Raw genomic sequence first — 11258 nt, forward strand, 5'->3', positions numbered from 1 at the left:
CCATAATATAGTAATTATTTGCAAATAGTCAAGAATTTTTTTAAATTTTTTTAAGTTTTGTTTACATAATTACTAAATTTTTTATTTTATATAACGAAATTTATAACAATTATGCATTATTTCAATAAAAAAGCGGAATTTAATTAAATTTTTTTATTTAAAACGCTTGACAAAATAATTAAATTGATGTATAAATTAGGATAATAAATAATCTTTATGATATTAATTAAAACAAGGAGTGCAATAAATGAAAAAGTTATTTGCAGTATTAACTACCATTTTTATCGCCGCATCAGCTTACGGATTGACAAATTCAACTTTGATTGATTTTGCAATAACTGGCGTTGCTGATAATTTGCAAAGCGAAGAAGGCGATACGAACGAATTGATTACAGCTCAACAAACCGTGTTTAACGATAATTGGGTTGTATGGTTGAACGAGTCCGCAAGACTTACGGAGAATCGCAGGAATTCGTATGTTACGAATACTGAAAGTCAAGGTAACGGCGGAACTTGGGAAGCTGGAAATGTTCTCGGAATTAGAGTTCATTTTCCTATAGCCGCATGGAATAGCTATGCGTTGGTTAAACCTGGTTATGAGCTTGAAATGTATGGCGGAGCCGAAGGAACTAAATATACCGAAGGCAAAGGCGTTATACATAATGTGGGCGCAATCAGGTCTATAAGTTCATGGGTATATGGACGAAATTATTTAATCGGTTATTTCGTTAATATGCAAAATGAACATGGCGTATTGAGTTCTTATCCTATGGGTAATGTTTATTTCAGCGGTTGGAGACAGTTGCGATGGGAAAACAGCGAGTATTTGGCAAATGTTCGCGATAGAGTGTTGGTGAGAGAACCTCTTTACCCTAAAATGATGCCTTCCGTAAAAATAGACTCTTTAGGTTTCTATAGAACTAAAGATACGAGAGGCGGAGATTTTATCGTTTATGTTAAAGATATTACGGTAGAACATGATTTAGCCGTAGTAGATTTTGAAGAAGATATAGACGATGAAGGAACATGGCAGCTAATAAAAACCGAAAACGAAAGAAGACAGGCTATAGAAGCTGCTAAAATGCGCGAGTTCAACGAATTGAGAGATTTGGAACAAAGAAGAATGGGCGCCGATAATCAAAATGAAGAAGAAACTCAAGAATAATTTCAATAGTTGATTATTGATTAAGCTAAAAAATTAAGGGAAAGCAAAATTTATTGTTTTCCCTTTTTTATTTTTTATGGTATAATAATTATAATAAAATTATATAAAAAAAGAGGTAAAAAATGAAAGTAGAAAATAAACCTATATTGAATAAAGAAGAGTCTTTATTTATATGCTTAGAGTTGCAAGAGAGATTAATTCCCGCTATGCATGATAAAGAAACTTTGGTAAAGAATTCGAATATCTTAATGAAAATGTCGGAAATATATAATATTCCCGTATTGATAACCGAGCAGTATCCTCAAAGACTTGGAAAGACCGATTCAAAAATAGAGCTGCCTAAAAATCATAAAATGTTTTCTAAAGATTATTTTAGCGCTTTTGGAGTAGAAGATTTTGTAAACGAATTCAACTCTCTTAATAAAAAAAATATTATAATATTCGGGCTTGAAACTCATGTTTGCGTTTATTATACGGTTTTTCATTTAATTCAAAACGGTTATGCCGTATATGTTGTGGCGGACGCTTGCGCATCGAGAACCAGCGAAAGTAAAAAAATCGCATTAAAGCAAATGCGAAAATTAGGAGCTAATGTAATAACAACGGAAATGGTTTTATTTGCGCATATAGAGAATTCAAAAGTTCCGAATTTTAAAGATTTAAGCAATTTAGTAAAATAATAAAAGATTTTAAAATAATAAATAATAAAAAATATTAAAAGAGGATATAAAATGGCAAGAAAAAAATTTATAGCTGGAAACTGGAAAATGAATAATACCAATAAAGAGGCTTTGGAATTGGTATCTCAATTAAAAGATATGGTTAAAGACGCAAAAGACAGAGATATTATGATAGCGCCGACATTTACTTGTTTAAGCGATGTTCATAACGCTATCAAAGGCACTAATATTAAACTTGGCGCACAGAATCTATATTTTGAAGAAAAAGGCGCTTTCACGGGACAAATTTCAGCCGATATGCTTCTTTCGGTTGGATGCGAATATGTTATTATAGGGCATTCAGAGTGCAGAGACATATTCGGAGAGAAAGACGAACTTATAAATAAAAAAGTTAAAAGAGCTTTGGATAAAAATCTTATTCCCGTTTTATGCGTTGGCGAACATTTGGAAGAGAGAGAAAAAGGAATCACTTCCGATATAGTAAGCGGGCAGATTAAAAAAGATTTTCAAGGTTTAACCGAAAGCGAAGCCTCAAAAGTTATAATCGCTTACGAACCCGTATGGGCAATTGGAACGGGAAAAACGGCGACTCCTCAAGATGCGGACGATGTTCATAAAACTATAAGAGAAACTTTGAAATCCATTTATAACGATAAGATTGCGGATAATATAATTATTCTATACGGCGGAAGCGTAAACGAAAAGAATGCGGACGACTTACTCAATATGCCGAATATAGACGGAGCATTGGTTGGCGGAGCCGCTTTAGTTGCCGATAAATTCGCAAGAATAGTTAATTATGTCGCAAAATAAATAAAGCGATAAATAGATATTGTATTTATAATTTAAAAATTATATAATGTCGGACTATGAAACGAATAAATAGAATAATTTATAAGATTATATATTTAATCCCGTTTGTTTTTTTATTTTGTTATACCATAGCTTTTAGCCAAACGCCGAATATTTCCAAAAAAGAATTTTATTTTATGAAAGGAAGTATAGGCGGTTCGGCTATAACTATGTATCTTTATATTAGAGGAAACAGAATTTCGGGAAAATATTATTACGACAATATTAAACAATTTATAGATATTGACGGAAACATCAACGGAGACACTTTTTATATTAACGAATTTGTCGGAAATAATAAAACCGCATCCCTAAATGGAAATGTAACCGAGAATATGTTTTTTTCGGGATTTTGGATATCGTCCGATAAAAATAATAAATTTAATTTTAACTTTTCGCAATTCGAATCTTCTTTGGTAAGCAAAGCGACTATTATTAATTCTTCGTTAAATATAGATTTGGAAGAAAGCGGAAAATTCGAATCGAGCAGAGACGCTATAGTTATAGAAAATCAAAAAAAATCAAAAGTTTTGGATAAAATTTCAATCGATGTTGACGGAGTAAAATCTTTAGACGAAGACGGCATAGCCTCTATACTTAATAGCGAAATAATCGCCGATTACAATAATTGGAAAAATAATTTATCGGAAGAAACGGATATTACTGTAAAGCGAGAAATAAATGTGTCCTATTTGGATGATAAAATAATTTCTTTTTCTATAGACAATTATTCTTACGCGGGCGGAGTTCATGGAATTGACACTTCTGTAGCTTATATTTATTCGATAGAAACTGGAAACAGAATCGGAACAAAATTATCAGATTTAATATACAATACGAGGGATATGGATTTGATTAATTTAATGAAAAATAAATTATTATCGATGCATTCGGAGAGAGATTATTTTGATTTTAATAATATAGAATTGAGCGACACTTTCGATATAACTCCCGTTGGCGTAAAGTTTATTTATCCCGTTTACAAAATAGCAGATTATTCAAAAGGAATAATAGAAATCGAATTCACATTTTCCGAATTAAAGCCTTTCGTAAGCGATAACTCTCCGTTTTTTTATTTATTCGAGTAGATTAATTAAATTTTTAGGTTAATGATTTTATGAACGATAAAGATATAGATAAAATAATGAAAGAACTTTTGAAAGTCACCAAAACCATGCCGATGCCCGTAGTGACTGAAATCAAATTGACGACAAATAAAGACGCTTATAAAATTTTAATATCGACTATGCTATCTTTAAGGACAAAAGACGCCGCCACAAGAGACGCTTCTATAAGATTATTTGAAAAAGCGGGAAATCCTAAAGAAATGCTTAAATTGACTGAAGACGAAATAGCAAAATTAATTTATCCCGTAGGTTTTTATAGAGTGAAAGCGAAAAATATTTTGGAAGTATCAAAAATCATTATAGAAGATTATAACGGAAAAGTTCCCGATGAAATAGACGAACTTTTGAAACTTAAAGGCATTGGAAGAAAAGTTGCAAATTTAGTAGTCACCGAAGCGTTTGATAAAGACGGAATTTGCGTTGATACTCATGTGCATCGAATATCGAACAGATTCGGATATGTAGCGACAAAAAAGCCCGAACAAACGGAATTCGCTTTAAGAAAAAAACTTCCGAAAAAATATTGGCGAGTTTATAACGACACTTTGGTAATATACGGACAAAATCTTTGCAAGCCGATAAATCCAAACTGTGATAAATGCAGCGTTTCAAAATACTGCGATTATTTTAAGAACGAATATTTGAAAAAAATTTAATCTTATATTGACTTTAATATAAAATAAATATATCATTAATTCGTTAAACATAAAAATATTTGTAATGGGAAGGTTTTTATTATGAAGGCTTTATTAAAAATTTTTTCAATCTCTCTTGCGCTTATAATTATCGCGTCATGTAAAGGCGAAGAGAATTCATCCAATTATCCAAGCGGAAATTTAGATTTTATCGCGCCCACTGGAGTAAACAGCGGATGGGATTTAACTATACGAACTGTAGCTAATGTATTGTCGAGTAGTCAAATAGTTAAAGCTCCGATTAATGTTAGAAATGTCGCGGGAAAAGGCGGAGCGGTTCATTTAGACGCTATGCAAAGTAAAAAAGGAGACGCGAATACGATAATGGTTTATTCTCCTCCGATAATTTTTATAAATTTAAACGGGACTACTCAAAATAGTTTTAGAAATTTAACTCCTCTTGCAAATTTGATAGCCGATTACGGAGCGTTTATAGTTCGAGCGGATTCAAAGTATCAAACTATTAACGATGTTATGGACGACTTAAAAAGAAATCCTAAATCCGTAAAAATAGGAGGATTTTCAGCCGCGGGTTCCATGGACCATATTCAGTTTTTGATTATAGCGAAAGCCGCTGGAGTTGACAATCTTAATCAAATAGATTATATTTCTTTTAACGAAAATGCAGCCGAACAGTTATTGCAAGGAAATGTTGATTTATTTTCCACAAGTTTAGCCGACACTATGGGACTTGCTGAAAGAGGAGATTTGAAAATTCTGGCTCAAACGGCGGATAGAAGAATAGGAAGCGGAGTAAAAGGACAAATTCCAACTTGCATAGAGGAAGGAATAGACGCTACTTTTGTAAATTGGAGAGGTTTATTCGGCGCGCCCGATATGCCAAAATACGCTTTCGATTACTGGACAAACGCTTTGGCTCGAATGAGAAACACTCAAGAATGGAAAGAAGCTTTGAGTAAATACGATTGGGAGGAATATTATCTTGATTCTGCGGAATTTGTAAGATTTTTGGAAAAATCCGAAGAAGATTATAAAGCGATAATGCAGGATATAAATATGTTAAGTAGATTTTAAATCAAATTAGATATATCATAACATTAAAGGTTTTTTATTCATAGAGCGTATTCCGATTTTATATCGGATGCGCTTTTTTATTTAACAAAATCTTCTTTGCTTTCAAAATCTTTTTTATCGTAATCTTTTAGCGGAATTTTATTTCTTATCGCTCCGTAAATTGTGGGAACTATAATCAAAGTGAATATTGTCGATATTGAAAGTCCGCCAAGTAAAGCGATTGATAAAGGTTTATACATTTCGTTTCCGCTTTCCGAACCCAAAGCCATAGGAAGTATTCCGAGTATTGTCGTTAATGTCGTCATAAGAATCGGTCTTAATCTTCTGTTTCCCGATTCCAAAGCGGCTTTATCTCCGTTTATATTTTTTTCATGCATAAGCTGATTCATATAATCTATCAATACTATTCCGTTATTTACCACTATTCCAACCAAAACCACGCATCCAATCGCACTGTATGCGCTTAAAGTCGTTTGAGATATAAGTAAAGCGATTAAAGAACCCGCAAGCCCGAAAGGAACGGATAAAGCTATAATGAAAGGAGCAATAAGCGATTCAAACTGACTCGCCATAATAGAATAAACCAGAACGAGCGCCAAAATCAAAGCCAAAATAAGCTGATTAAAAGCTTCGTTCATATCTTCAAAATCGCCCGCGTAATTTATGGATATTCCCGAAGGAACAAATATTTCGTCATTCATTTTATCTTTAATTTCCGCCATAACTTCGTTTAAAGGTTTTCCGTCAATATTCGCATAAACCGTAGTCACTCTTTTTCTGTCTTTTCTTTCCACCATTCTCGGACCGTAGCTTTTTATTATATCGGCTATCGAAGAGAGAGGAATCAAAACTCCGTTTACAGGAACGCTTATTTTTTTTACATCTTCTATAGTTACTTTATCCGAATTTTCAAGCTGCACATTCACATCAATATCCGTCCAGTCGGAATTTTCGGGAGTTATTGTAGTCGCAGTAGAACCAGCGAAACTCGTATTTATTATTCTTGCTATATCGTTTACTTTAAGTCCCATTTTTGCAGCTACATCTCTATTAACGAATATTTGCAATTCTTTATTAGAGTCGTCTTCTTCGAGCCAAATATATTTTATTCCGCTTATATTTGAAACTTCTTTAACGATTCTGTTTCCAAGTTCTTCCGCTTTAGTCAAATCGTCTCCGAGCAGTTCCATTCTTAAAAATTCTCCTCTGTCTCTATTTCCTCTCATAGAACCCAATGACCATATATTTATCGTGCATGGATATACCGAAAGTTTATCTCTTATAATATTTATATATTCGTTTATATTTTTTACTTTTCTGTCTCTTTTATTTTTAAGTTCCACTCTTATATTTGCCGAACTCGATTCGCTTCCGCTTCTTATTCTCGATTGAAATCTTTTTAAATCGCTTTTAATTATTTCTTCAATGTCTTTTTCCATAAGCGATACAAAGGATGCAGTTTGTTCGCTTTTCGTTCCGATTGGCATTGTAGCCATAATCATAAATTGTCCTTCGTCCGTTCTTGGAAATCCTTCTTTCCCTATAAATTTCAAACCCAAAATTAAAATTATTATAACGAATATCATTGACGGAATAAGTATAAGTTTTTTATTTTTTATGGAAAAATTAAGCGCTTTATTATATATATTATTTATATTCGAGTGAATATATTTATTTATTATAATTTCAAATTTGGAAAATATTTTTGATTTTTTAGCGCTCACGAGTCTCGCCCCAAACATTGGAACTACGGTTAATGCGACAAGTAAAGACGCTATCATAGAAATTGCAACCGTAATGCATAAATCTCTAAACATTTGACTCGTCATTCCTTCAATATACAGAAACGGAAGGAAAACGGCTATTGTCGTAAAAGTGGACGCGCTTATTGCAAGAGAAACTTTATAAGCTCCGTTTATAGCGCTCGAATATTTTCCGTAGCCTTCGTTTCTATAATAAAATATATTTTCCAAAACTACAATCGAATTATCAACCATCATTCCGATTCCCAAAACAAGCCCCGAAAGAGATATAACATTTAAAGTGATATTCATGAAATACATTAAAGTAAAAGTTATTATTATAGAAAGCGGAATTGAAATTGCGATTACCGAAACGCTTCTTATATTCCACATATAAAGCATAAGAACTATTATTGCAAATAATCCGCCCTGCCAAGCCGCAGATAAAACTCCTTTAATAGCGTCATTTATTCCGTCCGCCGTATTAAACATTATCTCGTAATTTACGCCTTCGGGAAAATTATATTCTTCCAAATTTTTTTTGACATTATTCGCGACTTCAACCGTATTCGCCCCCGATTCTTTATTTACCGCTATTGAAACCGATTCTTCTCCGTTTAGTTTTACTATATTGATTTCATCGTCATAGCCTTCGTAAACTTCCGCCAAATCTCTTATTTTTATTATAGCTTTAGAACCGTAGCTATTCGTTTTTAACGCGACTGAAATATTTTTTATATCGTCAACGCTTTTTATCTCTCCCATAGTTCTTATCGTATATTTGTAAAAACCATGATTAGCCTGTCCGCCGACTAAATTATTATTGTCTCTCGAAAGCGCTTCGGATATTTCATTTATATTTATATTATAAGCTTTTAGTCTATTTAAATTCGCGTCAATTTTTATCTGCCTTTTTAATCCTCCTCTCGTCTCCGCTTGAGCGACTCCTTTTGCCTGCTTGATTTTCGGGGCAATTTGATTTTCGGCTATATTATACAAAGCCGATTTATCCGCCAAACCGTAAATTGCAACTTCCATTAATGAAGTATCATCCGTTGCAAATTTTCTTATATTCGGTTTATCGGCATTATCGGGAAGCGAATCGTATATTCTCTCCAAAGCCTCTCTTATATCTTCGCTTGCTTCTCTTAAATCTACTCCCCAATTAAATTCTACCATTACATCGGAAGAATTTTCTCTCGAGTAGGAAGTTATATTTTTTATATTATTAACGGTAGCAACCGCTCCTTCAATGATTTTTGTAATCGATTTTTCTATCTCTTCAGGTCCCGCGTTTCTATATCTCGTATTAACGCTTATATAAGGCATTTGCATATTCGGCATAGAATCAATCGAAAGCCGCGACAGACTTATTAGTCCTAATATCAAGACGGATATTATTATCATGATTATTGTGACTGGTCTTTTTACAACCAGCCCTATAAAAAATTTCATTTAGTTTAAACCTCTTTTATTTTAGACGAATAAAATATAAAAAAGTTTTAAATATATTATGTTAATTATTTTGAATTGTCAAAAATTTTATAATCGTTTGTATAGATTGCTTCACTTGTCAACTACACGCTTTAGTGCATTTGCAATGAAAAAGTCTTTAACCGTATAAAATTTGATAAATAATAAATTTGACAAAAATTTACTATTATGCTATAATTCGATTAAATCTTCGGGGCGAGGTGAAATTCCATACCGGCGGTAAAGTCCGCGAGCTTATTTTATAAATTAAAATAAAGCAGATTTGGTGAAATTCCAAAACCGACAGTTAAAGTCTGGATGGTAGAAGATTTGAATTAGTTATAAAATAATTGAAAATTCTTCCTTTGTCAATGCTCCAATAAGTTTTTTAATTGAACTATTGGAGTTTTATTTTATAACGAATTATTTCAAAATATCATAAATCAAAAATCCCCGAAAAATAATTAATTAAAAAATTAGAGTTTATAAAATGCATGAAAAATATATGAGACTTGCTATAGAAGAAGCTAAAAAAGGAGAAGGCTTTGTAAATCCTAATCCTTTGGTTGGCGCCGTCATTGTTAAAGACGATAAAATTTTGGGAATCGGACATCATGAAAAATACGGAGAAAATCATGCCGAAATAAACGCAATTTTGGACGCTAAAAATAAAAACAATAATATAGAAAACGCGACAATATATGTTAATTTAGAACCTTGCTCGCATTTTGGAAAAACTCCTCCATGCGCCGATGCGATAATAAAAAATAAATTTAAAAGAGTAGTAATAGGATGTTTGGATAGCAATGAAAAAGTCGCGGGAAACGGAATAAAAAAATTGAGAGACGCTAAAATAGAAGTCGTTGAAAATATCCTCGAAGAAGAATGCAGAAAATTAAACGAAGTATTTTTTCATTATATAAATAGCAAAAAGCCCTTTATGGTTATGAAATACGCGATGACTATGGATGGAAAAATCGCAACCGTAAGCGGAAAATCAAAATGGATAACTTCCGAAAAAAGCCGAGAGCATGCGCATTTATTTAGAAAAAAATATTCGGCAATAATGGTTGGAATAAATACGGTTATTAAAGATAATCCAACTTTGAATTGCAGAATAAAAGATAATCCTAAAAATCCAATAAGAATAATTTTGGACAGCGATTTGAAAATAGATTTAAAATCGAATATATGCGAAACTTCAAAAGATATAAAAACATATATTGCGACAATTAAATCGGATAAAAATTTAGAAAAGAAAAAAGAATTAGAAAATTTAGGAATTGAAATAATTGAAACTTGTTCTAAAGATAATAAAGTCAATTTGAAAGAACTTATAAAAATTTTGGGAGAAGAAAAAAATATAGACAGCGTTTTAATCGAAGGCGGTTCTATTTTGCATGCAGCTTTACTTAAAGAAAAACTTATTGATAAAGCTTTAATTTATATAGCTCCTAAAATTTTCGGAGGATTAAACGCGAAAACTCCAATATCTGGAGAAGGAATTGAAAATCCCGATAACGCGATAAAATTGACTAACGGAAAAATTGAAAATATATGCGAAGATTTATTTATGGAATATTATTTAAAATATTAAGAGGAATTTAAAAAAATGTTTACGGGAATAATAGAAGAAATGGGAATCGTTAAATCCATAAAAAGTAAAGTTATAACAATCGAAGCGAATAAAATTTTTGATGATTTGAAATTGGGAGACAGCGTAGCGGTAAACGGAACATGCTTAACCGTGTCAAGTTTTTCAAATAAAATATTTAATGCCGATATTACGAGCGAAACTTTAAGTAGAACAAATTTGGGAGATTTAAAATCAGGCTTTAAAGTAAATTTGGAAAGAGCATTAACTTTAAACGGAAGACTCGGAGGGCATATAGTTTCGGGGCATGTAGATGGAATCGGAATCGTGAAAAATATTTCTAAAAATGCCGAAGACATCGAGCTTATTATAGAATGTCATGCAAATTTAATGAAATATATAATTGAAAAAGGTTCGGTTGCCGTTGACGGAATAAGTTTAACCGTAGCCAAAGTCGATACGAATAAAAATAATTTTTCCGTTGCGATAATTCCGCATACTTTGAAAGAGACGGTTCTTTATTATAAAAAATCGGGAGATAAAGTTAATATTGAAAACGATATAATTGGAAAATATGTGGAAAAACTTTTATCGTTTAATGATTTTAATTTTAATAATGAAACAAATAATAAAAATTCAAATATAAACATGGAATTTTTAATTAAAAACGGATATTAATTTTTGAAAATAATTAAAAAAAATTTAGATAAAAATTGGAGAAACAAAAATGGAAAATATTTATAATACAATAGAAGAAGCTTTGGAAGATTTGAAAAAAGGAACTGTTGATATGTATTCATTCTCATATTATATGTCAACAGTAGTAACAACACATAAAGTAACGGATAACGTGAGTGGAAATTTCTCTGCCGGTGCACGTAATGAATATCTTCAA

At 31.9% G+C, this 11258-nt stretch carries 9 protein-coding genes and 1 riboswitch; of the genes, 8 read left to right on the forward strand and 1 reads right to left on the reverse strand.

Annotated features, from left to right (window positions below; genetic code table 11):
• Window positions 1–247 precede the first annotated feature (247 nt).
• From ACR0QS_RS06830 to ACR0QS_RS06855, 6 genes are all read left to right on the forward strand, one after another.
• Entirely contained in the window at window positions 248–1165 is a 918-nt protein-coding gene (locus ACR0QS_RS06830; protein WP_432632693.1) for a flagellar filament outer layer protein FlaA, read from the forward strand.
• Window positions 1166–1287: 122 nt separating this feature from the next.
• Entirely contained in the window at window positions 1288–1845 is a 558-nt protein-coding gene (locus ACR0QS_RS06835; protein ID WP_432632694.1) for an isochorismatase family protein, read from the forward strand.
• A gap of 51 nt (window positions 1846–1896) precedes the next feature.
• Complete coding sequence (gene tpiA / locus ACR0QS_RS06840; protein ID WP_432632695.1) at window positions 1897–2658, forward strand: triose-phosphate isomerase; 762 nt, start codon at window positions 1897–1899, stop codon at window positions 2656–2658.
• Window positions 2659–2834: 176 nt separating this feature from the next.
• Window positions 2835–3785: a DUF3298 domain-containing protein gene (locus ACR0QS_RS06845; RefSeq protein ID WP_432632696.1), complete on the forward strand. Its 951-nt coding sequence runs from the start codon at window positions 2835–2837 to the stop codon at window positions 3783–3785.
• Between the two features lie 29 nt (window positions 3786–3814).
• The gene (locus ACR0QS_RS06850; protein WP_432632697.1) at window positions 3815–4480 is read left to right on the forward strand and encodes an endonuclease III domain-containing protein; all 666 of its coding nucleotides are present in this window, start codon (window positions 3815–3817) and stop codon (window positions 4478–4480) included.
• Window positions 4481–4561: 81 nt separating this feature from the next.
• Window positions 4562–5554, forward strand: coding sequence for a tripartite tricarboxylate transporter substrate binding protein (locus ACR0QS_RS06855; protein ID WP_432632698.1), 993 nt, complete (start codon window positions 4562–4564; stop codon window positions 5552–5554).
• Window positions 5555–5631: 77 nt separating this feature from the next.
• Here the strand turns inward: ACR0QS_RS06855 and ACR0QS_RS06860 are convergent, their stop codons facing one another.
• Window positions 5632–8751, reverse strand: coding sequence for an efflux RND transporter permease subunit (locus ACR0QS_RS06860; RefSeq protein WP_432632699.1), 3120 nt, complete (start codon window positions 8749–8751; stop codon window positions 5632–5634).
• 221 nt (window positions 8752–8972) lie between these two features.
• Window positions 8973–9103: riboswitch (FMN riboswitch) on the forward strand.
• Window positions 9104–9259: 156 nt separating this feature from the next.
• Between ACR0QS_RS06860 and ribD the strand changes: the two genes are divergently transcribed.
• The gene (gene ribD / locus ACR0QS_RS06865) at window positions 9260–10366 is read left to right on the forward strand and encodes a bifunctional diaminohydroxyphosphoribosylaminopyrimidine deaminase/5-amino-6-(5-phosphoribosylamino)uracil reductase RibD (protein ID WP_432632700.1); all 1107 of its coding nucleotides are present in this window, start codon (window positions 9260–9262) and stop codon (window positions 10364–10366) included.
• A gap of 15 nt (window positions 10367–10381) precedes the next feature.
• Complete coding sequence (locus ACR0QS_RS06870; protein WP_432632701.1) at window positions 10382–11041, forward strand: riboflavin synthase; 660 nt, start codon at window positions 10382–10384, stop codon at window positions 11039–11041.
• The last annotated feature ends 217 nt before the right edge of the window (window positions 11042–11258 follow it).

It is taken from the genome of Brachyspira sp. (genome assembly GCF_050873525.1).
Classification (GTDB): Bacteria; Spirochaetota; Brachyspiria; order Brachyspirales; family Brachyspiraceae; genus Brachyspira.

What these genes read in the sequence shown, in the direction of transcription:
- ribD (WP_432632700.1), top strand. Translation starts at nt 9,260, where the DNA reads ATGCATGAAAAATATATGAGACTTGCTATAGAAGAAGCTAAAAAAGGA.
- ACR0QS_RS06835 (WP_432632694.1), top strand. Translation starts at nt 1,288, where the DNA reads ATGAAAGTAGAAAATAAACCTATATTGAATAAAGAAGAGTCTTTATTT.
- ACR0QS_RS06850 (WP_432632697.1), top strand. Translation starts at nt 3,815, where the DNA reads ATGAACGATAAAGATATAGATAAAATAATGAAAGAACTTTTGAAAGTC.
- ACR0QS_RS06845 (WP_432632696.1), top strand. Translation starts at nt 2,835, where the DNA reads ATGAAAGGAAGTATAGGCGGTTCGGCTATAACTATGTATCTTTATATT.
- ACR0QS_RS06855 (WP_432632698.1), top strand. Translation starts at nt 4,562, where the DNA reads ATGAAGGCTTTATTAAAAATTTTTTCAATCTCTCTTGCGCTTATAATT.
- ACR0QS_RS06860 (WP_432632699.1), bottom strand. Translation starts at nt 8,751, where the DNA reads ATGAAATTTTTTATAGGGCTGGTTGTAAAAAGACCAGTCACAATAATC.
- ACR0QS_RS06870 (WP_432632701.1), top strand. Translation starts at nt 10,382, where the DNA reads ATGTTTACGGGAATAATAGAAGAAATGGGAATCGTTAAATCCATAAAA.
- tpiA (WP_432632695.1), top strand. Translation starts at nt 1,897, where the DNA reads ATGGCAAGAAAAAAATTTATAGCTGGAAACTGGAAAATGAATAATACC.
- ACR0QS_RS06830 (WP_432632693.1), top strand. Translation starts at nt 248, where the DNA reads ATGAAAAAGTTATTTGCAGTATTAACTACCATTTTTATCGCCGCATCA.